This is a genomic window from Streptomyces sp. NPDC006365, assembly GCF_042870755.1.
Taxonomy (GTDB): Bacteria; Actinomycetota; Actinomycetes; order Streptomycetales; family Streptomycetaceae; genus Streptomyces; species Streptomyces xiangluensis.
In genome coordinates this window covers 150,535-174,111 of sequence record NZ_JBIAHS010000021.1, presented here as the reverse complement: position 1 = coordinate 174,111, position 23,577 = coordinate 150,535, and the positions used below count along the sequence as shown (strand labels likewise).

The 23,577-nt window shown below is 69.5% G+C and carries 23 protein-coding genes and 1 pseudogene; 14 read left to right on the top strand and 10 right to left on the bottom strand.

What is annotated here, in order from left to right; translation table 11 throughout:
* The first annotated feature begins 197 nt into the window (after positions 1–197).
* Both ACFYO0_RS38990 and ACFYO0_RS38985 read left to right on the top strand, forming a co-directional pair.
* Positions 198–1,004, top strand: a complete 807-nt coding sequence (locus ACFYO0_RS38990; RefSeq protein ID WP_388685962.1) for an enoyl-CoA hydratase/isomerase family protein — start codon at positions 198–200, stop codon at positions 1,002–1,004.
* Positions 1,005–1,084: 80 nt separating this feature from the next.
* A complete protein-coding gene (locus ACFYO0_RS38985) occupies positions 1,085–2,236 on the top strand; it encodes a diguanylate cyclase domain-containing protein (RefSeq protein ID WP_388685960.1) in 1,152 nt (383 codons plus the stop codon).
* Positions 2,237–2,262: 26 nt separating this feature from the next.
* Here ACFYO0_RS38985 and ACFYO0_RS38980 read toward each other — a convergent pair whose 3' ends face one another.
* Complete coding sequence (locus ACFYO0_RS38980) at positions 2,263–2,847, bottom strand: antibiotic biosynthesis monooxygenase (protein ID WP_388685958.1); 585 nt, start codon at positions 2,845–2,847, stop codon at positions 2,263–2,265.
* 138 nt (positions 2,848–2,985) lie between these two features.
* Here ACFYO0_RS38980 and hutH point away from each other — a divergent pair, with 138 nt between their 5' ends.
* The 3 genes from hutH to ACFYO0_RS38965 all read left to right on the top strand — a co-directional run bounded on the left by hutH (position 2,986) and on the right by ACFYO0_RS38965 (position 6,532).
* Positions 2,986–4,524 (top strand): histidine ammonia-lyase, encoded by a 1,539-nt coding sequence (hutH, locus tag ACFYO0_RS38975; protein WP_388686004.1) that lies wholly within the window; start codon positions 2,986–2,988, stop codon positions 4,522–4,524.
* Positions 4,525–4,722: 198 nt separating this feature from the next.
* Positions 4,723–4,926 carry a cold-shock protein gene (locus tag ACFYO0_RS38970; RefSeq protein WP_003991681.1) on the top strand — a complete coding sequence of 68 codons (204 nt, stop codon included), beginning with the start codon at positions 4,723–4,725 and terminating at the stop codon, positions 4,924–4,926.
* A gap of 121 nt (positions 4,927–5,047) precedes the next feature.
* Entirely contained in the window at positions 5,048–6,532 is a 1,485-nt protein-coding gene (locus ACFYO0_RS38965; RefSeq protein WP_388685955.1) for a DEAD/DEAH box helicase, read from the top strand.
* 4 nt (positions 6,533–6,536) lie between these two features.
* Here the strand turns inward: ACFYO0_RS38965 and ACFYO0_RS38960 are convergent, their stop codons facing one another.
* Positions 6,537–6,863: an LPXTG cell wall anchor domain-containing protein gene (locus ACFYO0_RS38960; protein WP_388685954.1), complete on the bottom strand. Its 327-nt coding sequence runs from the start codon at positions 6,861–6,863 to the stop codon at positions 6,537–6,539.
* A 466-nt stretch (positions 6,864–7,329) separates the two neighbouring features.
* Here ACFYO0_RS38960 and ACFYO0_RS38955 point away from each other — a divergent pair, with 466 nt between their 5' ends.
* Together ACFYO0_RS38955 and ACFYO0_RS38950 are read left to right on the top strand one after the other, a co-directional pair.
* The gene (locus ACFYO0_RS38955) at positions 7,330–8,583 is read left to right on the top strand and encodes an Ig-like domain-containing protein (protein ID WP_388685952.1); all 1,254 of its coding nucleotides are present in this window, start codon (positions 7,330–7,332) and stop codon (positions 8,581–8,583) included.
* 117 nt (positions 8,584–8,700) lie between these two features.
* On the top strand, positions 8,701–9,471 hold the full coding sequence (locus tag ACFYO0_RS38950) for a group II truncated hemoglobin (protein WP_388685950.1): 771 nt from the start codon (positions 8,701–8,703) through the stop codon (positions 9,469–9,471).
* A gap of 25 nt (positions 9,472–9,496) precedes the next feature.
* Here ACFYO0_RS38950 and ACFYO0_RS38945 read toward each other — a convergent pair whose 3' ends face one another.
* The gene (locus ACFYO0_RS38945; RefSeq protein ID WP_388685949.1) at positions 9,497–10,408 is read right to left on the bottom strand and encodes a helix-turn-helix transcriptional regulator; all 912 of its coding nucleotides are present in this window, start codon (positions 10,406–10,408) and stop codon (positions 9,497–9,499) included.
* Positions 10,409–10,592: 184 nt separating this feature from the next.
* On the opposite strand from ACFYO0_RS38945, the gene ACFYO0_RS38940 reads away from it, so the two are divergent.
* Together ACFYO0_RS38940 and ACFYO0_RS38935 are read left to right on the top strand one after the other, a co-directional pair.
* Complete coding sequence (locus ACFYO0_RS38940; RefSeq protein ID WP_388685947.1) at positions 10,593–11,636, top strand: NAD(P)-dependent alcohol dehydrogenase; 1,044 nt, start codon at positions 10,593–10,595, stop codon at positions 11,634–11,636.
* A gap of 143 nt (positions 11,637–11,779) precedes the next feature.
* A complete protein-coding gene (locus tag ACFYO0_RS38935) occupies positions 11,780–13,765 on the top strand; it encodes a serine/threonine-protein kinase (RefSeq protein WP_388685945.1) in 1,986 nt (661 codons plus the stop codon).
* 197 nt (positions 13,766–13,962) lie between these two features.
* Here the strand turns inward: ACFYO0_RS38935 and ACFYO0_RS38930 are convergent, their stop codons facing one another.
* Positions 13,963–14,427 (bottom strand): SRPBCC family protein, encoded by a 465-nt coding sequence (locus tag ACFYO0_RS38930; RefSeq protein ID WP_388685943.1) that lies wholly within the window; start codon positions 14,425–14,427, stop codon positions 13,963–13,965.
* Between ACFYO0_RS38930 and ACFYO0_RS38925 the strand changes: the two genes are divergently transcribed.
* Positions 14,426–14,563 (top strand): hypothetical protein, encoded by a 138-nt coding sequence (locus ACFYO0_RS38925; RefSeq protein ID WP_388685940.1) that lies wholly within the window; start codon positions 14,426–14,428, stop codon positions 14,561–14,563. The two genes, ACFYO0_RS38930 and ACFYO0_RS38925, sit on opposite strands and share 2 nt — an antisense overlap.
* 28 nt (positions 14,564–14,591) lie before the next feature.
* Here ACFYO0_RS38925 and ACFYO0_RS38920 read toward each other — a convergent pair whose 3' ends face one another.
* Together ACFYO0_RS38920 and ACFYO0_RS38915 are read right to left on the bottom strand one after the other, a co-directional pair.
* Entirely contained in the window at positions 14,592–14,777 is a 186-nt protein-coding gene (locus ACFYO0_RS38920; RefSeq protein WP_388685938.1) for a hypothetical protein, read from the bottom strand.
* A 638-nt stretch (positions 14,778–15,415) separates the two neighbouring features.
* On the bottom strand, positions 15,416–16,276 hold the full coding sequence (locus tag ACFYO0_RS38915) for a helix-turn-helix transcriptional regulator (protein ID WP_388685936.1): 861 nt from the start codon (positions 16,274–16,276) through the stop codon (positions 15,416–15,418).
* A gap of 127 nt (positions 16,277–16,403) precedes the next feature.
* Here ACFYO0_RS38915 and ACFYO0_RS38910 point away from each other — a divergent pair, with 127 nt between their 5' ends.
* The gene (locus ACFYO0_RS38910) at positions 16,404–17,399 is read left to right on the top strand and encodes an aldo/keto reductase (RefSeq protein WP_388685934.1); all 996 of its coding nucleotides are present in this window, start codon (positions 16,404–16,406) and stop codon (positions 17,397–17,399) included.
* Positions 17,400–17,518: 119 nt separating this feature from the next.
* Here ACFYO0_RS38910 and ACFYO0_RS38905 read toward each other — a convergent pair whose 3' ends face one another.
* A complete protein-coding gene (locus ACFYO0_RS38905) occupies positions 17,519–17,647 on the bottom strand; it encodes a hypothetical protein (RefSeq protein WP_388685931.1) in 129 nt (42 codons plus the stop codon).
* 97 nt (positions 17,648–17,744) lie between these two features.
* On the bottom strand, positions 17,745–18,026 hold the full coding sequence (locus ACFYO0_RS38900; RefSeq protein WP_388685929.1) for a transposase family protein: 282 nt from the start codon (positions 18,024–18,026) through the stop codon (positions 17,745–17,747).
* Between the two features lie 282 nt (positions 18,027–18,308).
* Between ACFYO0_RS38900 and ACFYO0_RS38895 the strand changes: the two genes are divergently transcribed.
* Positions 18,309–19,463, top strand: coding sequence for a pentapeptide repeat-containing protein (locus ACFYO0_RS38895; RefSeq protein WP_388685927.1), 1,155 nt, complete (start codon positions 18,309–18,311; stop codon positions 19,461–19,463).
* A 324-nt stretch (positions 19,464–19,787) separates the two neighbouring features.
* Positions 19,788–20,452: pseudogene (locus ACFYO0_RS38890) on the top strand (transposase); the annotation flags it as partial.
* An 84-nt stretch (positions 20,453–20,536) separates the two neighbouring features.
* On the opposite strand, the gene ACFYO0_RS38885 reads toward ACFYO0_RS38890, so the two are convergent.
* Positions 20,537–21,235, bottom strand: coding sequence for an alpha/beta fold hydrolase (locus ACFYO0_RS38885; RefSeq protein WP_388685924.1), 699 nt, complete (start codon positions 21,233–21,235; stop codon positions 20,537–20,539).
* A gap of 341 nt (positions 21,236–21,576) precedes the next feature.
* On the opposite strand from ACFYO0_RS38885, the gene ACFYO0_RS38880 reads away from it, so the two are divergent.
* Positions 21,577–22,200: a dihydrofolate reductase family protein gene (locus ACFYO0_RS38880; RefSeq protein ID WP_388685921.1), complete on the top strand. Its 624-nt coding sequence runs from the start codon at positions 21,577–21,579 to the stop codon at positions 22,198–22,200.
* A 133-nt stretch (positions 22,201–22,333) separates the two neighbouring features.
* Here the strand turns inward: ACFYO0_RS38880 and ACFYO0_RS38875 are convergent, their stop codons facing one another.
* Entirely contained in the window at positions 22,334–23,449 is a 1,116-nt protein-coding gene (locus ACFYO0_RS38875) for an AI-2E family transporter (protein ID WP_388685919.1), read from the bottom strand.
* Positions 23,450–23,577: the final 128 nt, after the last annotated feature.

The following is a 23,577-nucleotide window of genomic DNA, read 5'->3' as shown; positions in this document are numbered from 1 at the left end:
CTTCCGCGACACGGGCCGCTATTTCGATGCCGCCCACTCCGGTCTCCACCCCGTGGTCCGGTCAGCGCGCAGGCCGAGCGGCCAGCCACACATGACCCGTACCGTCCTCTCCGGCGCCGCCCTGCCCTTTCCCCGGGAGGCCCCCACTGGGATGATCAGGCCACGAAAGTTAACCCACGTTAACCAAGGAGAAGGCCATGGCCGAGCAGAGCCCGGAGCAGCGCTTTGGGGAGTTCGTCGTCGTGCGACGCCACGCGCACGTAGCGGAGCTCGCGCTCGATCGACCCAAAGCCATGAACGCCGTGTCCACCGAGATGGCGCGGTCGCTCGCCGGCGCCTGTGATGCGCTGGCCGCCGACCGGGATGTACGCGTGGTCGTGGTGACCTCCACCCACGAGCGAGCCTTCTGCGTCGGCGCCGACCTGAAGGAGCGGAACTCGCTCACGGACGCCGAGCTGGTGCGCCAGCGGCCGGTGGCTCGGGCCGCGTACACGGGCGTACTGGACCTGCCGATGCCCACGATCGCGGCCGTGCACGGCTACGCGCTGGGCGGCGGCTTCGAGCTCGCGTTGGCCTGCGACCTGGTCGTGGCGGACCGTACGGCCGTCGTGGGGTTGCCCGAGGTGTCCGTAGGCGTGATCCCGGGCGGGGGAGGCACGCAACTGCTCCCGCGCCGCGTCGGCGCGGCCCGCGCCGCCGAGCTGGTCTTCTCGGCGCGACGGGTGGAGGCCGCAGAGGCGCGGGAGCTGGGCCTCGTGGACGACCTCGTCGAGGCGGGCCGCGACCGGGAGGAGGCGCTCGCGCTGGCCGCACGGATCGCCGCGAACTCTCCCGTCGGCCTGCGCGCAGCCAAACGCGCCCTCCGCCTCGGACATGGCCTCGACCTGCGTGCGGGCCTGGAGGTCGAGGACGCGGCATGGCGTTCGGTCGCCTTCTCGGGGGACCGCGCGGAGGGAGTCGCAGCGTTCAACGAGAAGCGCTCGCCGGAGTGGCCGGGGGAGTAGGAGGCGCCTCCGAGCATCAAGAAACCCCTGTTCGGCGCCCCGACATCCCAAATCACCGCAAACATCCTTAACCTGGAGTAATGGGCGGTGACGATGTGCGGCTGAGGGCCGTGGTGGCGCTGGCGCAGGGCATGGCCGCCGCGCACACCCCGCAGGAGTCGTGGCGTGCGGCCGCAGTCGGGGCCTGTCATGCACTGGCCGGGAGTTTCGCCGCGCTGTCCGTGTGGGAGCGGGAGCTCGGCCGACTGCGGGTGCTCGTGAACGTGGGGGAGCGGGCGGCGGACGAGGAGGAGTACCCCGACAACGAGGCGTACCCCGTGCATCAGTTCCCGGAGATCACGGAGTTCCTGCACGAGCGGTGGGCGGCCGGCGGCGGGCCCAACGCCTGGGTGGAGACGGCCGAGGGGCCGGCCGGGGGTCGCGCCGAGTACTGCCACCAGAGGGTCGCCGCGCTGCGCAGGCGCGGGCGCGGCTGCTGTGTCGTCGCGCCGATAGTCCTGCACGGCAGGGCCTGGGGCGAGCTGTACGTGGCCCGCCGGGCGGGAGCCCCCGTCTTCGCGCGTGCCGACGCCGAATTCGCCACCGTCCTCGCCTCGGTCGCCGCCGCAGGGATCGCCCAGACCGAACGCCTGGAGGAGGTCCGCCGGCTGGCTTTCACGGACGCGCTGACCGGCCTCGCGAACCGCCGCGCCGTGGATGTACGCCTGGACGAGGCCCTCGAGCGGCATCGTGCCGACGACGCGGTCGTCAGCCTCGTGGTCTGCGACATCAACGGCCTGAAACGCGTCAACGACACCCGGGGGCACGCCGCAGGCGACCGGCTCCTGGAGCGGTTCGGCTCGGTCCTCTCGCTGTGTGGCGCGATGCTCCCCGGTACGCTCGCCGCCCGCCTCGGCGGTGACGAGTTCTGTCTGCTGGCCGTGGGCCCGGCTGCCGACGAGGTCGTCCGCGTCGCCGATGAACTGTGCCGCCGGGCCGTCGAGTTGGAGCTCGGCGAGGGCGTCGCGTGCGGTGTCGCCTCCACCGGGGACCCCATCGGCGACGTCCGCTCGGCCCGCCGCCTCTTCCGCCTCGCGGACGCCGCCCAGTACCGGGCCAAGGCCGCCCGCGCCCCCAAGCCCGTCGTCGCAGGCCGCGAGGGCGGCCCCGAAGACCCCGTCATCCGCCTCGCCGACCGTCCCCCGCCCGAGCTGCCCGGCGATCGGCGCCGGTTCAGGGGCCGGAACCCCTAGCCCGGCCCGGCTTCCGCCCCGGTCGTCTACGGCGACGGCGAAGGGTAGAGCCACAGTCGCAGCAGGCGGCTCAGGCGCGGCATCAGTACATACGTCAGTGTGGGCAGCAGTACCGCCGGGAAGAGCGCCGCGCGCAGCGGCAGCGGCCAGCCGGTCGTGAGGGGCACCAGCAGCCACTGGACCAGCAGGACCAGCGGATAGGCGGCGAGGAGCGTGGTCAGCACCATCTTCCAGCGGGGCGGGGACTGCACCGTCGTACCGGGCAGGCTGAACCAGGTCTCCATCCCGGTCGTCGACTGTCGCTCGCCGCTGATCTCGGTGGCGATGCCCTCGATCCGTGCGTGCCAGTCCGCCCGCTCCCGGGACGTCAGCCACTGCGACAGCCGCTCCGGATCGCCGAAGTGCACCACCGCGTGGAAGCGGTGCCCGTCCTCGGGGCGCAGCCAGGCGACGCCCTGGTTCCCGGGGAACCGCGAAGCGCTGCGGGTGATGCCATGGGTCCACCGTTCGAACTCGGCTTCCCTTCCGGGGCGTACCTTCCAGGTGAAGACGGCCGTGACCGGTTCGGTGCATCGGGTGCTGTGGTTCGTACCGAGCGCGCTGTGGTTCATACGGACCCGCGTGCCACGGACCGCGCCCCTCATGCCCCGCGCAGGGCACGCAAGGCTCCCGCAGGACCCTGTAAGGACCCCGCCCCGGCAGCGGTCGTGACAATTGGCGATTCACTCTCTAGGCTCCTGAATATGGATATGCATACTGTGGTGGTGGGGACGACCGGTGTCACCGCGGCCGACGTGCTCGCCGTGGCGCGGGGCGGGGCGCGCGTCGAGCTCTCCGAGAACGCCGTGGCGGCGCTCGGCGCCGCGCGCGAGATCGTGGACGCGCTGGCGGCCAAGCCGGAACCCGTGTACGGGGTGTCCACCGGGTTCGGCGCCCTGGCGACCCGGCACATCAGCCCGGAGATGCGCGCCCAGCTCCAGCGCAACATCGTGCGGTCGCACGCGGCCGGGATGGGCCCGCGGGTCGAGCGGGAAGTCGTACGCGCCCTCATGTTCCTGCGGCTCAAGACCGTCTGCTCGGGGCGCACCGGCGTACGCCCGGCCGTCGCGCAGACCATGGCCGACATCCTGAACGCCGGCATCACCCCGGTCGTGCACGAGTACGGCTCCCTCGGCTGCTCCGGCGACCTCGCACCGCTCTCCCACTGCGCCCTGGCGCTGATGGGCGAGGGGGACGCAGAGGGCCCGGAGGGCGTCGTACGACCCGCCGGGGAACTGCTCGCCACCCACGGCATCGAGCCCGTCGAGCTGCGCGAGAAGGAAGGTCTCGCCCTCCTCAACGGCACCGACGGCATGCTCGGCATGCTGATCATGGCCCTGGCCGACCTCGACACCCTCTACAAGTCCGCCGACATCACCGCAGCCCTCTCCCTCGAGGCGCTGCTCGGCACCGACAAGGTGCTCGCCCCCGAGCTGCACGACATCCGCCCGCACCCCGGCCAGGGCGCCAGCGCCGCCAACATGCTCGCCGTGCTGAAGGGTTCCGGCCTCACCGGTCACCACCAGGGCGACGCCCCGCGCGTCCAGGACGCGTACTCCGTGCGCTGCGCCCCCCAGGTCGCCGGCGCGGGCCGCGACACCATGGCCCACGCCCGTCTGGTCGCCGACCGAGAGCTCGCCTCCGCCGTCGACAACCCCGTCGTGCTGCCCGACGGCCGCGTGGAGTCGAACGGCAACTTCCACGGCGCCCCCGTCGCGTACGTACTGGACTTCCTGGCGATCGCCGCCGCCGACCTCGGCTCGATCGCCGAGCGCCGCACCGACCGGCTCCTCGACAAGAACCGCTCGCACGGGCTGCCGCCCTTCCTCGCGGACGACGCGGGCGTGGACAGCGGGCTGATGATCGCCCAGTACACGCAGGCCGCCCTGGTCAGCGAGATGAAGCGGCTCGCCGTCCCGGCCTCGGCCGACTCGATTCCGTCCTCCGCCATGCAGGAGGACCATGTGTCGATGGGCTGGTCGGCCGCCCGCAAGCTCCGTACCGCAGTGGACGACCTGACCCGGATCGTCGCCATCGAGCTGTATGCCGCCACCCGTGCCATCGAGCTCCGCGAGGGCCTCACCCCGGCTCCCGCCTCCCGCGCCGTCATAGACGCGGTCCGTGCGGCGGGCGTCCAGGGGCCGGGCCCGGACCGTTTCCTCGCACCGGACCTGGAGGCCGCCGACGCCTTCGTGCGCGGGGGGCATCTGGTCGCGGCGGTCGAGCCCGTGACGGGCCCGCTGGCGTAGGAGTTCCGGGGGTCCCTCGGAAGGTGTGAGCGGGGGCACGCCGACAGACCGTGCCCCCGCCGGGATCTGTGCTAGGGTTCGTAACGAAACGTTTTTGGTACCCATTAACTTTGTGCGCCTGAAAGGAATCCTCTCTCAGGCGCGTTTTGTTTTACCGGTCATTTCCGGATGGGGCCCACCTATCAGGAGAAATGACACATGGCAACTGGCACCGTGAAGTGGTTCAACTCGGAAAAGGGCTTCGGCTTCATCGAGCAGGAGGGTGGCGGCCCGGACGTGTTCGCCCACTACTCCAACATCGCCACCTCGGGCTTCCGTGAGCTGCAGGAGGGCCAGAAGGTCACCTTCGACGTCACGCAGGGCCAGAAGGGCCCGCAGGCGGAGAACATCGTCCCCGCCTAATTTTTAGGGACACGCTCAAATCGAGCCGGGGTCCGCACCTTCGGGTGCGGGCCCCGGCTCGTGCCGTCCGCGCGTCCAGCAGGTCCTTGAGGCCCGCGATAGGAAGGAATTTCCCATCAGCATGACTCGATTCGAACGCCCTGAACGACCCGCCGGTAAACGGCCGGCGAATTCTCGAGGTGCTCGCGGTTCCCGTGGCGCTCGCGGCGGGGCTCCCGCTGCCGTGAACGGCGGCGCCAGGAACGTACGCAAGAAGCCGTCGTCGCCCGCCACCCCTCCGCGGGAGTTCACGCTGCCGGTGACCGTCACGCCCGCGCTGCCCGCCGTCGAGTCCTTCGACGCGCTGGACATGCCGCCCGCGCTGACGAAGACCCTGGCGGCTCAGGGCGTCATCGAGCCTTTCCCGATCCAGGGCGCGACCCTGCCCAACTCACTTGCCGGGCGTGACATTCTGGGCCGGGGCCGGACCGGTTCCGGAAAGACCCTCGCCTTCGGTCTCGCGCTGCTCGCCCGCAATGCCGGCCGCCGCGCCGAGCCCAAGGCGCCGCTCGCGCTGGTCCTGGTGCCCACGCGCGAGCTCGCGCAGCAGGTCACCGACGCACTCACGCCGTACGCCACCGCCGTCAACCTGCGGCTCACCACCGTCGTCGGCGGAATGTCCATCGGCCGACAGGCGGGCTCGCTGCGGCGCGGCGCCGAAGTGCTCGTGGCCACGCCCGGGCGGCTCAAGGACCTCATAGACCGCGGCGACTGCTCCCTTGCCCGGGTCGGGATCACCGTCCTCGACGAGGCCGACCAGATGGCCGACATGGGCTTCATGCCGCAGGTCACGGCGCTGCTGAAGCAGGTCGAGCCGGACGGGCAGCGGATGCTGTTCTCGGCGACGCTGGACAAGAACATCGACAAGCTCGTACGGATGTTCCTCTCGGACCCGGTCGTGCACTCCGTCGACCCCTCGGCCGGCGCGGTGACGACCATGGAGCACCACGTGCTGCACGTCCTCGACGAGACCGACAAGAAGGCCGTCGCCCTGCGGATCGCGGCCCGCGACGGTCGCGTGATCCTCTTCGTGGACACCAAGCGCGGCGCCGACCGCTTCGCCAAGCGGCTGCTGGCCAACGGCGTACGGGCCTCCGCGCTGCACGGCGGTCGCTCGCAGCCCCAACGCAACCGCACCCTCGACCAGTTCAAGAACGGTCAGGTCACCGCGTTGGTCGCCACGAACGTCGCGGCCCGCGGCATCCATGTCGACGATCTCGACCTCGTCGTGAACGTAGACCCGCCGACCGACCACAAGGATTACCTGCACCGCGGCGGCCGTACCGCCCGCGCGGGCGAGTCCGGCAGCGTGGTCACTCTGGTCCTGCCGGAGCAGAAGCGTGAGATGACCCGGCTGATGTCGGACGCGGGGATCAGCCCGCGGACGGTACGGATCAAGTCCGGCGACGAGGAGTTGACGCGGATCACCGGCGCTAGGGAGCCGTCCGGCGTGCCTGTGGTCGTCGAGGTGCCGCCGCCCGCGGCCGCGCAGCCGAACGCGAAGTCCCGGCCGCGTAGGGGTGGTGGAGCACGGCGGGGCGGCCCGCGTCCGCGCAGCCGTAGTTAGCCGTCTAGTACGCCCCTGACGCCCCGTCCCGCTCCCGCCGCACCGAATAGACGACGAAGCCCGCGCCCAGGCCCAGGAACAGCGTTCCGCCGACCACGTACGGGGTCGTGTCGAAGCTGCCGGTGTCGGCGAGTTGTGTTTGGGCGGACTGGTCGGTGGAAGCCGAGTCGGTGGAGGCGGACTTGGCCTGCGTGATGGTCGACGTCCGCTCTGCTCTGGCCTCCGCCGCGGGGCCGTCCCACGTCGCATTGGCGGACGGGACGAACCACAGGGCGCCCAGGAGGGTGCCCGCGGCGGTGGCGGTCAGCAGCGATCGACGAGCGGCGGACACGGAATATCGATCCCCTTGCGGTGCAGGCGAATTGGCCGTGAGGACCGATGTTAATGAAAGACGCGGGTCTCAGGAAAGTCACGGTACCTGTGAGCCCGACGAACGGCCCCCGTGAGGGCACGGTGATGGTGCAGTGACGGAAGACACTGCGGCAGCGATTCGCCTGATCGGTACGTCGGCGAGGATGATGTCGCGGTGGACGACAAAGTCGCGCTGGGCGATCAAGACCAGGCTGCCTGACGCGATTTGGGGTAATCGTGACCCTGGGCGGCAACCGGAACCCGGGGCTCTGTCGTCTCAGGGGTAGCGCTGACCGACACCGGCACCAGTCGTACGAGGTCGTACCGACGTGGTGTGCCCCACACCGGCGACATAGGTGGAACGGAATGAATCGGTTTTAGCGTTTCTAGAAGTTACGGGGACTCTCAGGTGTCTTGGGGATTCGGCAACGATGGAGAAGCGTGTGATGACGAACAGTAAGCGGCGCAAAGGCCTGACGGTCGCGTCCGCACTGCTCGGAGGGGTGCTGGTGCTCTCTGCGTGCAGCGGGAGTGGCGACGAGGGCAAGTCCGGCGCCGAGGGGGACGGCACCTCGCAGTCCAAGGTCGACGAGGCGGCGGCCGAGAAGAGCTCCGAGGCCGAAATCAAGATCACCCCCAAGGACGGCACCGACAACGCCTCCATCAACAACGCCGCCAAGGTCACCGTGAGCAAGGGCACGCTCACCGACGTCACCATGAAGACCTCGGCCGGCGACGCCGTCGAAGGCGAGATATCGGCCGACAAGAAGAGCTGGTCCCCCAGTGTTCAGCTGGAGCGGTCCACCACGTACAAGCTCGCGGTCGCCGCCAAGGACTCCGAGGGCCGCGCCGCCCACGAGAACGCCTCGTTCACGACCGTCTCCCCGTCCAACAGCTTCATCGGCACCTTCACGCCCGACGACGGTGCCACGGTCGGCGTCGGTATGCCGGTCTCGATCAACTTCGACAAGGGGATCACCAACAAGGAGGCCGTGCAGAAGGGGATCACGGTCACCTCCAGCAGCGGCCAGGAGGTCGCCTGCCACTGGTTCAGCACCCAGCGCATGGACTGCCGCCCCGAGGCGTACTGGAAGAGCGGCTCCAAGGTCACCCTCAAGCTGGCCCTGGACGGCGTCGAGGGCGCGGAGGGTGTCACCGGCGTACAGCAGAAGACGGTCTCCTTCACGGTCGGCCGCAACCAGGTCTCGGTCGTCGACGCCAAGACCAAGCAGATGAAGGTCACGCGCGACGGCAAGACCGTCAAGACCATTCCGATCTCCGCCGGTTCGCCCGAGAACAAGACGTACGAGGGCCAGATGGTGATCTCCGAGAAGTTCAAGGAGACCCGGATGAACGGTGCGACGGTCGGCTTCACGGACGACGACGGCAAGGGCGAGTACGACATCGAGGACGTACCGCACGCCATGCGCCTGTCGACCTCCGGCACCTTCATCCACGGCAACTACTGGGGTGCCGACTCCGTCTTCGGCAACGTCAACACCAGCCACGGCTGTGTCGGTCTGAACGACACCAAGGGTGCGAACGACCCGAACACCGAGGGCGCCTGGTTCTACAACAACTCGATGATCGGTGACGTCGTGGTGGTCCAGAACACCGGCGACAAGACCATCACTCCGGACAACGGCCTCAACGGCTGGAACATGGACTGGGCCCAGTGGAAGGCGGGTTCGGCGGTCTGACGGCCGGCTCCGCGGGCGCGGATGTGACGCGTCCGGTTCTTACGCGGTGGGCATAGACAGACGATGGCCCGCCGGGACCTCATGGTTCCGGCGGGCCGTTCGTGTTTGTGTGGGGGAATGACCGTTCAGACCGTCGAGTACATCCGGTACCGGATTTCCGAACAGCAGTCGGCTCAGTTCCTGGCCGCCTACACCCGTGCCGCCGTCCACCTCGCCGCGGCCCCCCAGTGCGTCGACTACGAACTGGCGCGCTGCGAGGAGGACTTCGAGCACTTCATCCTGCGGATCACCTGGACCTCGACCGAGGACCACCTCGAGGGCTTTCGGAAGTCGGAGCTGTTCGCCGACTTCCTCGCCGAGATCCGGCCGTACGTGGGCAACATCGAGGAGATGCGCCACTACAAGCCGACGAGCGTACGCGGCACGGGAGCGTCCATGCCGACGCTGTACGCCTGGGCGGGCGGCGCCGAGGCCTTCTCCCGGCTCACCGAGGTGTTCTACGACAAGGTCCTGGGGGACGACGTCCTCGCCCCCGTCTTCGCCGGTCTCGCCCCCGAACACGCCTCGCATGTCGCGCTCTGGCTCGGCGAGGTCTTCGGCGGTCCGCCCGCCTACTCGGAGACGCAGGGCGGCCACGGTCACATGGTCGCCAAGCATCTCGGCAAGAGCATCACCGAGGTGCAGCGCCGCCGATGGGTCAACCTCCTCCAGGACGCGGCGGACGAGGCGGGCCTCCCGACCGACGCCGAGTTCCGCTCGGCGTTCGTCGCGTACGCGGAGTGGGGGACGCGGCTCGCGGTGTACTTCTCGGGTCCGGACGCGAAGCCTCCGGCGGAGCAGCCGATTCCGAGGTGCAATTGGGGGGCGGCTCCGCCGTATCGGCCTTGACCTGTGCGGCTTCCGCGGCCGGTGGCTACGCCTGGGGAGCGGTCCTGCCCGCGCGCGTGGCGTCCGTGCCCCAGCTGGCCAGCAGGCGCAGGGCCTCGGCCGACGGGGAGCCCGGTTCGGCGTGGTAGGTGATCAGGGTCTGTTCGGCGTCGTCGACCATGCGGAACGTCTCGAAGGACAGCGTCAGGTCACCGACCAGGGGATGCCTCAGACGCTTGACGCCGTGGCTCTTCTCCTTGACGTCGTGCCTGGCCCACAGCCGCCGGAACTCCTCGCTCTTGAGGGAGAGTTCGCCGACCAGGGCGGACAGCCGCGGGTCGTCCGGATGGCAGCCGGCGTCCATGCGCAGAAAGCTGACCATGTCGGACTGCTTCTGGTCCCAGTCCACGAACAGCTCGCGGTACGCGGGGTTCAGGAACACCAGCCGAGCCCAGTTCCGCTCCTTCGGCGGCAGCTCCGCCCAGTCGCCGAAGACCGCCGCGGACATCCGGTTCCAGGCCAGGATGTCCGAGCGGCGCCCCACGATGTACGCCGGGACACCGTCGATCGAGTCCAGCAGCTGCCGCAGCGCGACCCGCACCTGCTGGGCCCGAGCGGTGGGCTTCTTCTTGTGCTGCTTCGGCTTCGCCAGGTGCGTGAGGTGTGAGTGCTCGGCATCGGTCAGGCGCAGGGCGCGCGCGATGGAGTCCAGCACCTCCGCCGAGACGTTCTGCCCGTTGCCCTGCTCCAGGCGCGTGTAGTACGCCACGGACACCCCGGCGAGCTGCGCCAGCTCCTCGCGGCGCAGTCCCGGCACCCGGCGATGCCGCCCGAAGTCGGGCAGCCCCACGTCCTCCGGCTTCAGCCGGGCACGCCGGGTGCGCAGGAACTCGCTGAGCTCGGCGCGCCGGTCCAGGCCGGTGCCGGGCTCGTGTGCGGGGTCGCGCTGTACGTCCATCCATCCAGTATTCACGGCCGATACGCGGTCGTACGCACAGGAGCCTGACCCCGCCAGTGGTACGCACGGCGTGCATACGCAGAACGGTGGTCTGGGTGAATGTTGAACTGTCCGGCAGGCTGGATGCCGTGCCCGGACGGAAAGAAGGCAGCCGGGCGCGAAACTCTGCTAGGAGAACCCCGGCATGACCACTGTTGCTGCGTACGCCGCCCCCGCGGCCAAGGCTCCGCTGGAGCGCACCACCATCGAGCGCCGCGCGGTCCGCGAGTTCGATGTGCTGATCGACATCAAGTTCGCGGGCATCTGTCACTCCGACATTCACCAGGTGCAGGAGGGCTGGGGCGAGGCGATCTTCCCGATGATCCCGGGCCACGAGATCGCGGGCATCGTCTCCGAGGTCGGCCCCGGCGTCACCAAGTACAAGGTCGGCGACCGCGTGGGCGTCGGCTGCATGGTCGACTCCTGCCGCGAGTGCGACAACTGCAAGGCCGGCCTGGAGCAGTACTGCACGGGCGGCGGCATGGTCGGCACGTACAACGCTCTCGACAAGGACGGCGAGCCCACCTACGGCGGCTACTCAGAGAAGATCGTCGTCGACGAGAACTACGTCGTCCGCATCCCCGACGGCCTGTCCCTCGACGTGGCCGCGCCCCTGCTCTGCGCCGGCATCACCACCTACTCGCCCCTGAAGCACTGGAATGCGGGCCCGGGCAAGAAGATCGCCGTCATCGGCATGGGCGGCCTCGGCCACATGGCCGTCAAGCTCGCGCACGCCCTCGGCGCGGAGGTCACCGTCCTCTCGCAGTCCCTGCGCAAGCAGGAGGACGGCCTGAAACTGGGCGCCGACCACTACTACGCCACCAGCGACCCGAAGACCTTCCAGGAGCTGGCCGGCACCTTCGACCTCATCGTCTCGACGGTCTCGGCCCCGCTCGACTTCAACGTGTTCCTGTCCCTGCTGCGCACGGACGGCGCCCTGGTGAACGTCGGCGCCCCCGAGGAGCCCGTCAAGCTCAACCTCTTCTCGTTGATCGGCGGCCGCAAAACCCTCGCCGGCTCCGGCATCGGCGGCATCCAGGAGACCCAGGAGATGCTGGACTTCTGCGCCGAACACGGCATCGGCGCGGAGATCGAGCTGATCGGCGCGTCCGAGATCAACGAGGCGTATGAGCGGGTGCAGAGCAGCGATGTGCGGTACCGGTTCGTGATCGATACCGCGACGATCTGAGCCGGTCCCCTCCGGTTCCGCGCTCATCAGCAACCCGAAGCCAGGTAGCGTCTGTTCACGTCGAACGGAAGCTCATAGGCAGCCGACTCGTGACCTTCGTGGCGGAGAGTGGGGTGGGAGCGCAGACCGAGGGGAGACACCAGATGACGAGGCCGGAGACGGGCGACTTCGGTCCCAGCCCCGTGGGAGTTGGTGACAGAGTCGGCCCGTACCGGCTGCTCAGAAACCTCGGTGCCGGCGGCATGGGCCGGGTCTGTCTGGCCCGCTCGGAGGGCGGGCGCACGGTCGCGGTCAAGCTCATCAAGCCGGAGCTGGCCGCCGAAGCCCAGTTCCGCGAGCGCTTCCGGCTGGAAGTGGCGGCGGCGCGCAGGGTGAGCGACCGCTGGACGGCGCCGGTCCTCGACGCGGACACCGAAGCGGAAACGCCGTGGGTGGCGACCGGCTACATAGCGGGACCCTCGCTCGAACGCATCGTCTCGCCACGCGGGCACGGCCCGCTGCCCGCCCCGTCCGTACGCACCCTCGCCTATGGACTCGCCTGCGCCCTGCTGGACATTCACGGGGCCGGACTGGTCCACCGGGACCTCAAGCCCTCCAATGTCCTGATCACCATCGACGGCCCCCGGGTCATCGACTTCGGCATCGCGCGGGCGCTGGACGCGTCGCCCGGCTCGACCCTGACCAGCTCGGGCATGCTGGTCGGCTCGCCCAGCTTCATGTCGCCCGAGCAGATCAGGGACGAGCCGGTGGGCCCGGCCGCCGATGTCTTCTGCATGGCCGCGGTGCTGGCGTACGCGGCGACCGGGCACACCCCGTTCGGCGGTGGCGGCTCCGGCGGCGTGCACGCCGTGATGTTCCGCATCGCGCAGGAGGAGCCCGACCTGACGGGGATCGAAGAGCCGCTGCGGGGCCTGATCGCCGACTGCCTCGCCAAGGATCCGGCGGCCAGGCCGACTCCCGAGGAGGTGGCCGCACGGATGCAGCCGGTGGCGACCGGCACGTCGTCACCGCCGTGGCTGCCCGCCCAGATCATCGCCGAACTGGGGCGCAGCGCCGTCGAGTTGCTCGACACGGATACGCCGGCGCAGGCGCGTCCGGCGGCAGTTCCGGCTCCGGGCGCGTCTACGCCGTCACCCGCACCGTCGCCGGCCGCGGCCACGCCGCCACCCGCCGCATTCCCCGTGACCTGGGAGGAAACTCCCGTGTCGGAACGGTCGGAGTGGGGGACGCAGATCGTGCCGAAGCCCGACCTGCGGTCCGCGGAGTCTGCTCCGGATCCGGCTCCGTCGCCGCGCCCTCGTCGCGCGGGCAGGGGCCGGCGGGTCGCGATCGCGCCGGCGGCCGCCGCCGTGGTGGCAGGAGCCGCGTTCGCCGCGTCGGCCGCCGGTCTGCTGCCCTTCGGGGGCCCGGACTCCGGCTCCGGTGACAAGGGGAGAGCGGCATCCGAGGCATCCGATGTGCCCAAGGAGTTCGTGGGCATCTGGGCGGGCGAGGTCGAGCGGGACGGGAAGGCCACCGGTCAGTACCGCCGGTTCGCCGTCTCGCCGGGGCAGTTGGGCGAGATCGTCGCCACCAGCATCAGTCTCGGCAAGAACTACGAGTGCAAGAGCGACGGCAAACTCACCGCCAAGCCCTCCGGCGGCAGCGGTACGTCACTGCGGCTGGACACCAAGGTCGTCAGCAGTGTCCCCGCGGACACCTGCTCAGCCCTCGGCGAGCACGTCCTGTCCCGGACCGCAGGTGACTCCCTCCGCTGGGAAGCGGCGGGGCGTACCGCCGAACTGCACAGGATCGAGGGCCCGGAGAAGCTCCCCGAAGCACTGCTCGGCACCTGGCAACGCCCCCTGCCCGACGGCGGCACACAGCGGATGACCATCGAGCAGAAGCCGGTGGGCAGCCCGGCCGCCACGCTGGTCTCGGACGGCGCCGACAACCACTGCGAGGCCGGCATGAACCTGGTCTCCACAGGCGAGACGAACAGTCCGATCCGGTTCGCCCCGCCCGAGGCCGACCGGACGAACTCCTCCGGCCCCTGCCGCTTCGGCCCCTCCTCCACGGTGCGCCACGAGGGCGACACACTCGTACGCGTGCTGGCTGACGGCGAGCGGCTCACTTATACGCGGGGGTGAGAGGCCGCCCCCGGGTAGGCGCCCCTCCGGTCACCCTCCGGTCATCCTTCGGCGGGCGCCACACCGATCGGGTACGAAACTCCTGTCCCGGCGGGCCTGGGCTGCCATGCGCCCCGAGGCCGACGGCCGGCGGTCCGGCGGGATCGTCCGGTCACGGGCGGGCGCAGTGCCCAGGGCTGTCGCGGGGGTGCGGAGGCTCAGTCGCCGCGGCCCTCAACTGACGAGGCAACGTCGTCGAGATCCTTCGCGATGGCTCTGCTCACTGCCCGCGCGCCCACGCCGCCAAGAATCTTGGCGAGCAGTCCCATGACGCCGCCTGGTGCCACGGCACTGAACGTCATGCGGACGGTCGTCGCCGACGGGCCGTCCGCCCGCAGCAGCCACTCCGAGACGTAACGGGTGCCACGCGACTGGGCCTCCACCACATAGCGCCCGGGTGGTTCGCTGGCGGTCACCCACATCTCCTCGGTGGCGTCCTTGCCGAACATGCGCCGGGTCTCCCGCCACCGCGTGCCGACGTCGAAGGTCCCGTCCGTGAGGATTTCGACCTTCGAGACGCTGCCGAGGACGCGATCCATGCCCTCGAGGTCGGTCAGAGCTTCCCACACACGTCTCCGGCCTGCGGCGATGCGCCGCTCCACGACCACGCTTCTGCTGGTCATGCCATCCATCAAAGCACCGGGCTCCGACAACTGCATCGGCTTCCCGACGGCGTTCCTCCCGAACGGCACGGAAGCCGTACGGGAACTCGCAGAACGTCGGTACGTGTGCGTCGAGCGGCAGCTGAGCGGCAGCTGAGCGGCAGCTCAGCGGCATGCAACGAGGCTCATGAAACCCTGAACTCGATCTGGCTGATGACCGGTCCGTCGCCGGTGACCTGGCCTTCGCTGATTGTTTCCGTCCAGGAGTCCTCCGTTTGGAGTTTTGCCAGAACCATCGGAGAAAGACTGACCGTGATCTGGATGCCACCCCCGGGAGCGGGGGCGCGGTCTATGCGGACTTCATCACTCATACCGACGACGTTACTTGCAACAGGCCGGCCGGCAACGGTCGTTGAGCCTTTACCCGGGGTTGTAGGGGTACGGGCTGATCGGTCCTGTAAGAGAAATGTCATACGCCTACATCATGTCTTTCAAGGCTCTCGGTGACTCTTGGGCTATAAGCCGAAATTCATCGAACCCAGGGGAAACGACCAGGGAAAGGCGCCGTCCGAGCGGCCATACACGCAGGAATCGCAGCTTGCGCCATGACGCTGACGACCCTTCTCACCGGTTGCGGCAGCACGGGGGCACCGTCTGACGCGGGGCGCTCTGCCGCGTCGGAGGACTCGTCGGAGCCCCTTCCACAGCGCCCGGCGCCGACGGCGAGGCCGACCCGGACCGGATCTTCACCGCAGCAAGGCTGAAGGCTGCGCTCCTGCCGCCGGGGCGTTCGGCGGGCGCGCGAAGATGATCGCGACTGATCTGGGGCTCTTCGGCCCGTAAACCCGCTGCAGGCCACACGGCGGATGCCTTGGCGGCCTCCGGTTCGGCCTCCGGTTCCGGCTGACGGGACCCGCACATGGCTGCCTGGCAGTCGTGCAGTTCAGGTGACGGCCAGTGCGCCGACCGGACAGCCGAGTACCGAGCCGGTGTCCCGTGGTCGGCCGCCTCACCGTACGGGCGGGCCGGTCTGCCCTGTGGGGAATTCCTGGATGCCGAGTACTCGCAGCAGGTCCAGCCGCTCGCGGGTCTCGGCGTCCGCCGGGGTGAGCACCAGCAGTTGCTGGCCCTGGTCGGGGGTGACCAGGGTCTCGCAGTCCATCAGCAGGCGGCCCACCCGCGGGTGCAGGAAGGTCTTGCGGTCGGCGCGCCGGACGGCCACCTCGTGCTCGGCCCAGAGTCGGCGGAAGTCGGCGCTCGCGGCCTGCAACCGGTCGATGAGTCCGGCGACCGTCGGGTCGCCGGAGCGGCGGCCGACGGCCGCGCGCAGGTCGGCCACGAGCCGGCGGGCGTGGTACTCCTGCTCCTCGGGCGGGCAGAGCGTGCGCGAAGCGGGGTCGGTGAACCAGCGGTGTACGACGTAGCGCCGGTCGCCGGAGAAGCCGGTGTGGTCGCCCGCCAGCAGGACGGCTGCCCGGTTCTGGGCGAGGACCTCGCCCAGGTCGGACAGCACCAGGGCCGGGGTGTCGCCGAGCAGGTCGAGCATGCGCATCAGGCCGGCGCGGGCCAGGCGGGCCACCCCGTCGGCAGGCGCGGGCCGGTGGCCGGCCAGGTGGAACAGGTGGTCGCGCTCGTCCTCGGACAGACGCAACGCCCGGGCCAGCGCCCCGAGTAACTGGGGCGAGGGCTGGCTGCTGCGGCCCTGCTCAAGGCGTACGACGTAGTCCACCGACACGCCGGCGAGCATGGCCACCTCTTCCCGGCGCAGGCCGGTGGTGCGGCGGCGGGGGCCTTCGGCAATGCCGACCTCGGCCGGGCGGATCGCCTCGCGGCGGCGCCGCAGGAAGTCGGCGAGCTGGTCACGCTGCATGGCCCCATGTTCCCTCGCGGCGGGTGAGCCAAGCCAGGGAGCGGCTCTCCCATGACGAACGCTCCGCTCCCATACGTCGTGGCGCCAGCGCACAGTGGGTGACAGATCGACGACGAAGGAGAACGCGATGCAGATACGAAACCTGGGCGGCACCGGCCCGGCCGTCTCCGCGCTGGGTCTGGGCGCGATGAGCATGTCGGGCGCCTACGGCGCGGCCGACCGCGCCGAGAGCATCGCCACCGTGCACGCCGCGCTGGAGGCCGACGTCACACTGATCGACACCGGTGACTTCTACGCCATGGGCCACAACGAACTGCTGCTCGCCGAGGCGCTGCGCGGCCGGGAGAGAGACAGCTACCAGCTGAGCGTCAAGTTCGGCATGCTGAGGGGGCCAGGCCCGCAGTTCGGCGGGCATGACTGCCGTCCCGAGGCGGTGAAGAACTTCCTCGCCTACTCGCTGACCCGGCTGGGCATCGACCACATCGACATCTACCGTCCCGCCCGGCTGGATCCGGCGGTCCCCATCGAGGAGACGGTGGGCGCGATCAAGGAGATGATCGACGCCGGGTACGTGCGGCACCTCGGCCTCTCCGAGGTCGATGCGGCGATGATCCGCCGGGCGCACGCCGTGCACCCGGTAGCCGACCTGCAGATCGAGTACTCGCTGATCTCCCGGGCGGTGGAGGCCGAGATCCTGCCTACGCTGCGGGAGCTCGGCATCGGCCTGACCGCGTACGGCGTCCTCAGCCGCGGCCTCATCTCCGGGCACTGGTCCGCCGGCCACACCGCCGCCCCCGGCGACAGCCGCGCCTTCAGCCCGAGGTTCACGAGCGGGAACGTGGAACGCAATCTCGCCCTCGTGGAGGCTCTGCGCCAGGTCGCCGAGGCGAAGGGGTGCACCGTCGCCCAGCTGGCCATCGCTTGGGTGGCTGCACAGGGCGAGGACATCGTGCCGCTGGTGGGCGCTCGCACCCGTGAGCGGCTGGCCGAGGCTCTGCCCGCGATGGAGCTGGACCTCACCGCGGACGACCTCGCCGAGATCGAGAAGGCGGTCCCATTGGGCGCGGCTCACGGCGACCGGTACCCGTCCGCGTTCATGTCCAGCCTCGGCGTGGGGAACTGAGTCCGGCTCTCCCGGCGGGGCCGGCTCCGGGGCAGGTTCCGCCGGGCTTTGAGCCACGGTCAATGCCACCTCTCCACCGACCATCCAGAGACTTTGTTCACGCGACACCAGGTCCCCCATCATTCGACCTGCACACCCCACAGCAGGAAGTCGCTCTCGTCGCCGGGGCGCTGGTAGCGGTCGAGGATGTGCCCTGACTCCAGTGCCTCGGCGGTGTGGTGCATCAGTGAGGCGAGGGAATCCCACATCGGATGGGACGAGAGGGGGGAGCCGCCCTCCTCGTCATGGGCGGGCGCAGTGCCCAGGGCTGTCGCGGGGATCCGGGAGGCTCAGTCGCCGCGGCCCTCAACTGACGAGGCAACGTCGTCGAGATCCTTCGCGATGGCTCTGCTCACTGCCCGCGCGCCCACGCCGCCAAGAATCTTGGCGAGCAGGCCCATGACGCCGCAGCCGCACCCCCGGCCGGTCGGGGACGGCGAAACCGCGGGTCGCGAGCAGCGGCCGGACCTCGCGGATCGCTCCGGAGACGGTAGAGCGGTCCACCCCGTACAGTTCAGCCAGCGCGGCGTGCGGGATCCCAAGCCGCAGGTGGACCAGCGTGACCAGGAGCCGGTCGACGAAGACCATGCGCTGCTTGGGCCCGGCGCCGGCCGCCCGCCTCCGGTCTCCGCCACGCCGCTCGTGTAGCGCCGACTCCCGCGCGGCCTGCCACCGGGGCGCGAGTTCTTCGAGTAACTCGCCGAAGTGTGCGCGCGAGATGCCGGACAGGGCAGGATGGGAACAGGCCGCACGGGCCCAGGTGAGCTTCACAACTCACCCAACCCGTACGTCCGTTCTCATGTCACGGGCCAGTGGCACAGCACTCTTGATCGTCTTCTGAGCGGTGCCTAGGCTCTCATGCCCATGGAGATGGGGGAACCAGACCGCGGGCGGCGGGCATGGCCCGACGGGCTGGTCAGGCGCCGTGTAGCCGCAGGTCTGCTGGCCGGGGCGGGGCTGGTCATTCTGGGCACGGTGTTCGTCGTACTGCCGGGGGTGGTGGTCGACCACGATCTCGCCGGGGCGAGCGTCGCCGCGCAGGATCGGCTGAAGGCGGTGAACGATGTCCGTACGACGCTTCTGCAGGTGGTCGGCGGCCTGGTCGTGCTTTTCGGCGCGTACGCAACCTGGCGGCAACTGCGGGTGAGTCAGGACGGATTGCGCGCCACCCAGGAGGGCTACGTCACCGACCGATTCAGCCGGGCCGTCGACCAGCTCGGCAGCGACAAGCTGGATGTACGCATCGGCGGGTTGCACGCGCTGTGGCGTATCGCGGAGCAGTCCGCCCGCGACCGGGAGGCCATCATCTCCATCCAGGCCGCGTACCTGCGTACACACCTGCCCTGGCCACCCGCCGGGCCGGAATCACCGGCGGCAGACGTGCCCATCAACGACATCGCACCCCTGGAGACTCGCGCCGCCGACGCCCAGGTGGCGCTGACCGCGCTCGGCGTGCTGTGCCAGCACCGGGAGCAGTCCTGGGTCAATCTCAGCATCACCGACTTGCGCCGGGCCGACTGCGACGGATTGTGGTTCCCCGAGGTCAACTTCGACCGCGCCTGCATGGAGGCGGCGGGCCTGTACCACGCCAATCTGACCCAGGCGTCCCTGGTCTCGGTCAACCTGCGGCATGCCGACCTCACGACTGCGATTCTCCGCCGCGCTCGCTGCATTATGGCCGACCTACGGGCCGCGAAGCTGGTCGAAACCGACTTGCGTGACGCCGACTTCACCGAGACCGACCTGCGCGAGGCAAACCTGCGTAAGGCCGACGCCCGCGGCGCGGTCTTCCACCGCGCCGACCTCCGCATGGCCGACTTGCGCGGCACCGACTTGAGCACCGCCAACTTTGTCGAAGCACGCCTGACCGGCGCCCTGGGCAGTGAACACACCCGCTGGCCCGCTGACTTCGACCACACGGTCGCCGGAGTCGTCGACACCGATGACCCCGGACCCGAGCCCTCGCCCCTACTCCAGCCGCCCGGGATGACGTGGCAGGCACCGCCGCTGCGGTCCACTCCCTGACCAAGACGCGCCGGTCAAGGCTGCGGCGACCGCGATCCGCCTGACCGGCGTCACTGCTCGTCAGCGGCGTCCGGATCGCGCAGAGCCCCAGGCAGCCAGGCAGATCCGGGAGCTGATATCGCTCCCCAGGTCGTTAGCCTCGATCTTTCGTGACGGCGGTTCATCTGGTGGGCCGTTTCGGCTTGTTGGATGGGGTGCGGGCAGGCCAGTGGCCCGGCTGTCGCGTCGGGTGGGCGCCCGGTTCCACGGTTGCGGCATGCGGGTTCTGGTCGTGGGGCTGGGTCCCTGCTGGTCAGCCGGGTTCGTGCAGTTCGACTTCGGTGCGTGCACGCGGTCTCCGACACGGCCTCGTGCCCGCTGAACTGGCTGCTGTTCCTGCCCAAGGAGTGGGCCAAGGGCACCGTCCGGCGTCGGCGGACCGGCGTCCCGGAAGAGGTCGGGCACCGGGAGAAGTGGCGCCTCGTGCTGGACGCCCTGGACGAACTGGCCACATGGCACCTCGTGCCGCCGGTCGTGGTGGCCGACGCCGGCTACGGCCAGAACGCCGACTTGCGTGCCGCCCTGGCCGAGCGGGAGATCCCGTATGTGGTCGGCATCCGTGGCGATCTGACCGTCCAGCCACATGACGCGCACCCCGCCGCCCCGGCCTTCTCCGGCACCGGACGCCCGCCCCTGCCCCGCTACCGGCAGACACCGGTGACGGTGGCGGAACTCGCTGCGGCCGCTGGACGGGGAGCCTTCCGGGAAATGACCTGGCGGGAGGCTCTCGCGGCCCGATGGCCTCTGCTTTCCTCACCGTGAGGGCCGGCCGGCCGGGGTACGCTCGCGTCGGCGGGCACTTCGAAGGGCGCTCCTGGCCGGGCTGGCACCATCACGCCACCCTGGTCACCGCCGCCCACGCGTTCCTCACCGAGCAGCGGCTGGCCCCAAAAGCCGACACACCGGACTCACCCTCTACCAGATCCTCGACGTCCTCCAAGACCTGCTGAACTGCTGGACCGGCATCTGCACCACCTGCCACCAACCCCTGCCCAGTAGGACGACACCAAGATCAAGACAGACCCAACGGAGTCCTACCAGCCGTGAACGGTGTTGAGGACGGCGGCGAGCTTTTCCGGTGCGCTGATCATTGCCATGTGACCGGTGTCGAGGTCGATGACGTCCGCCTGGAGCAGCGCGATGGATCGCTGCTGGAGTTCCTCGACGTAGCACTGGTCCCGGGTGAGGTGTACGTACGTCCGTGGGATGTCCCGCCGGTAGCCGCTCAGGTCCACGGGCTCGCTCAGCAGCGCGGCTGAATCGTCGGCCAGCCGGTCCAGGGCGGATGCGGCAGTCGCCTCGTCCATGTCGTTGCACAGCATCGCGGCAGCACCCTCGCGGGTCTGTTGGTAGACCCCGGCGGTGATGGACTGCTCGACCAGTTCCCGTACGCCGGGATCGATCTGGTCGAGCACCCGGGATCCGTCGGGAGGTACGACGGCCGACACGAGGACGACCTGACGGATCCGTTCGGGTATGAGGTTCAGGACGAGCGGCACCGTGACTCCCGCGAAGGAGTGGCCGACCAGGACCACGTCCCGCAGGTCCTTCGTCTCGATGTCCTCCCGGACCGCGTCGGCGCAGTCCGCGAGAGTGACCGTGCCCAGTTCGACTTCGGCCCTCGTGCCGCGGCCAGGAAGGTCGACCGCCAGCGCATCCGCACTCAGGTGAGGAATCAACTCGCCCCAGCAGTCCGCGCCGAAGCCGGCGCCGTGAATGAGAACGAAAGACATGTGCGACCTCCTAGTCGATGACGCGGAACCTTAACTGAATTCAGGTCAGTTGCCTAGAGGTTCTGGCGGCCGGGAGCTGCTGATCCGCGTAAGGCTCCTTGTCCGCCACCTCCGGAGCAGGTGCGATGCCCGTCGAGCACGAGGCCCCCAGTTCGTCTCGAAGGGGTCACGTGGCTTGTCCCTCACCCCGGGAATCTGTGCTGCTGCCGTGTGACCCGAGGGCGGCGGTTGGTTTGACCACGCGTTCAACATCCCGCCGGAAGACCGATCAGTTCGGTCCTGCCGCGGGGTCTGACCCTCTGAATGCCCGATCGCACCCCACATGGAGAGGCGGTTGTCCCATGAGCAAGGTGGTCGTGAACGTCACCATGTCGCTCGACGGCTTCATGGCCGGACCGGACGTCAGTGTCGAGCACCCCATGGGCCGAGGTGGTCTTCGCCTGCATGAATGGATCTTCGACACATCGGCGAGCGAGGTGGACACCGCAGTCACACGAGAGACCTTGGATTCGACGGGCGCGGTCGTGCTGGGCAGAAGGACATTCGATGTGGGCGTCGGGGTGTGGAAGGACACGCCCTTCCCCGTCCCCTGCTTCGTACTCACCCACAACGCTCGAAGCCAGATGGCCATGAAGAGCGGGTCCTTCACCTTCGTCACTGACGGCGTGAAAGGCGCGCTCCAACAGGCACAGGCAGTGGCGGACGGAAAGGACGTCACGTTGATGGGCGCGGACATCGCTCAACAGGCGCTCAGAGCCAGGCTCCTCGATGAGATCAACCTGCAGATCGCACCGGTGCTGTTGGGTGGCGGTCGCCGACTGTTCGATCATCTGGGGATGGAACCCATAGAGCTGGAACGGACCAGAATCCTCGGCTCACCGCACGTCACACACCTGCGATTCCAGGTCGCATATGCCCGGAAAACACCGTCCAACGGAGTGCCGACCCCAGACCTTGACGGCTGACATCGGGGCGATGCCCGTAGAGCACGACTCCCGGGTTCGTCTCGAACGGGGTACTTGGCTTGACTCCCGTTCCGGGAGCCTGTGCTGCCATCTGCCCCGTCGGTCGCAGCCGGCTGTTGAGTGAAGCAGCCCGCTATGACAGGACGACGGCGCCGGTGTCCGGCTCGTCTGTCCGCGGTTCCTGTGACGGGTCGCTGAGTTGCTCGCGCACGTAGTTCCAGACCACCGCGATCAGTGCGGCGATCGGTACGGCGAGCAGACTGCCCACGATCCCAACCAGACTGCCGCCCAACGTCACCGCCAGCAGGATCACGGCTGAATGGAGACCAAGCCCACGGCTTTGGATCATGGGCTGGAACACGTTGCCCTCGAGCTGCTGCACCACGACGATGATGGCCAGCACCATCAGCGCGTCCGTCAGGCCGTTCGAGACCAGCGCGATAAGAACCGCGACGAAACCGGCGAACAGGGCGCCAATGATCGGCACGAACGCGGAGACAAAGGTCAGCACCGCCAGCGGGAGCACCAGCGGTACCCCCAGAACCCACAGGCCCAGGCCGATCAGGACGGCGTCGAGCAGTCCGACGGCCGCCTGGGATCGCACGAACGCGCCCAGGGTGTCCCAGCCGCGCGCGGCCACGGTCGGGACGTCGGTGGCGAGCCGACCGGGCAGCTGACGGGCAAGCCACGGCAGGAACCGTGGGCCGTCCTTGAGGAAGAAGAACATCAGGAAGAGTGCGAGTACGGCGGTGACCACGCCGTTGACCACGGTGCTCACTCCCGTGACGACAGTGGTGACCATGCTGCCGAGGCCGTCCTGAGCCCGGTCGACCGCGGTGTCGAAGGCCTTGTTTATCTGGGCGTCCCCGATGTTCAACGGAGGGCCGGCGGCCCACTCGCGCAGCTTCTGGATGCCTTCGACCACGCCGTCGGTCAGCTCGCCGGACTGGGACGCCACCGGTACTGCGATCAACGCCACGACGCCTGCGGCGACCAGGAGGAACAGCACGGTCACGACCGACGCAGCGAGGGCGGGTTTCCATCCGTGCCGACGCAGGAAACGAGTCAGGGGCCAGGTCAGTGTGGTGAGAAGCAGGCCGAGTACCAGCGGCCAGACGACTGACCACATCCGGCCCACAACCCACAGCGTCACCACGAGCATCAGCAATACCAACAGCAACTCTGCGGATACACGCGCCGATGTGCGGAGCGCGGCGCGGGTTTTCGTGGAACTCAGCGTGGCAGTCACGGGCTCACCCTATTGGCACTCAAGTCACACTGGCGTGCAGGTCCGCGCTGCTGTGCGCCGACTCAAGAGCACTGGTGCCCCGTCGCGCACTTCCGGGACCGGAGACGCTCGTCGAGGCGGCGACCTGA

Excerpts from the sequence above, each read along its gene's own strand:
- ACFYO0_RS38985 (WP_388685960.1), top strand. The coding sequence starts at position 1,085 with ATGGGCGGTGACGATGTGCGGCTGAGGGCCGTGGTGGCGCTGGCGCAG.
- ACFYO0_RS38895 (WP_388685927.1), top strand. The coding sequence starts at position 18,309 with ATGGGGGAACCAGACCGCGGGCGGCGGGCATGGCCCGACGGGCTGGTC.
- ACFYO0_RS38930 (WP_388685943.1), bottom strand. The coding sequence starts at position 14,427 with ATGACCAGCAGAAGCGTGGTCGTGGAGCGGCGCATCGCCGCAGGCCGG.
- ACFYO0_RS38900 (WP_388685929.1), bottom strand. The coding sequence starts at position 18,026 with ATGGTCTTCGTCGACCGGCTCCTGGTCACGCTGGTCCACCTGCGGCTT.
- ACFYO0_RS38955 (WP_388685952.1), top strand. The coding sequence starts at position 7,330 with ATGACGAACAGTAAGCGGCGCAAAGGCCTGACGGTCGCGTCCGCACTG.
- ACFYO0_RS38925 (WP_388685940.1), top strand. The coding sequence starts at position 14,426 with ATGCCATCCATCAAAGCACCGGGCTCCGACAACTGCATCGGCTTCCCG.
- ACFYO0_RS38940 (WP_388685947.1), top strand. The coding sequence starts at position 10,593 with ATGACCACTGTTGCTGCGTACGCCGCCCCCGCGGCCAAGGCTCCGCTG.
- ACFYO0_RS38950 (WP_388685950.1), top strand. The coding sequence starts at position 8,701 with ATGACCGTTCAGACCGTCGAGTACATCCGGTACCGGATTTCCGAACAG.
- ACFYO0_RS38885 (WP_388685924.1), bottom strand. The coding sequence starts at position 21,235 with ATGTCTTTCGTTCTCATTCACGGCGCCGGCTTCGGCGCGGACTGCTGG.
- ACFYO0_RS38965 (WP_388685955.1), top strand. The coding sequence starts at position 5,048 with ATGACTCGATTCGAACGCCCTGAACGACCCGCCGGTAAACGGCCGGCG.
- ACFYO0_RS38905 (WP_388685931.1), bottom strand. The coding sequence starts at position 17,647 with ATGTGGGATTCCCTCGCCTCACTGATGCACCACACCGCCGAGGCACTG.
- ACFYO0_RS38910 (WP_388685934.1), top strand. The coding sequence starts at position 16,404 with ATGCAGATACGAAACCTGGGCGGCACCGGCCCGGCCGTCTCCGCGCTG.
- ACFYO0_RS38945 (WP_388685949.1), bottom strand. The coding sequence starts at position 10,408 with ATGGACGTACAGCGCGACCCCGCACACGAGCCCGGCACCGGCCTGGAC.
- hutH (WP_388686004.1), top strand. The coding sequence starts at position 2,986 with ATGCATACTGTGGTGGTGGGGACGACCGGTGTCACCGCGGCCGACGTG.
- ACFYO0_RS38920 (WP_388685938.1), bottom strand. The coding sequence starts at position 14,777 with ATGAGTGATGAAGTCCGCATAGACCGCGCCCCCGCTCCCGGGGGTGGC.
- ACFYO0_RS38970 (WP_003991681.1), top strand. The coding sequence starts at position 4,723 with ATGGCAACTGGCACCGTGAAGTGGTTCAACTCGGAAAAGGGCTTCGGC.
- ACFYO0_RS38915 (WP_388685936.1), bottom strand. The coding sequence starts at position 16,276 with ATGCAGCGTGACCAGCTCGCCGACTTCCTGCGGCGCCGCCGCGAGGCG.
- ACFYO0_RS38935 (WP_388685945.1), top strand. The coding sequence starts at position 11,780 with ATGACGAGGCCGGAGACGGGCGACTTCGGTCCCAGCCCCGTGGGAGTT.
- ACFYO0_RS38880 (WP_388685921.1), top strand. The coding sequence starts at position 21,577 with ATGAGCAAGGTGGTCGTGAACGTCACCATGTCGCTCGACGGCTTCATG.
- ACFYO0_RS38990 (WP_388685962.1), top strand. The coding sequence starts at position 198 with ATGGCCGAGCAGAGCCCGGAGCAGCGCTTTGGGGAGTTCGTCGTCGTG.
- ACFYO0_RS38980 (WP_388685958.1), bottom strand. The coding sequence starts at position 2,847 with ATGAACCACAGCGCGCTCGGTACGAACCACAGCACCCGATGCACCGAA.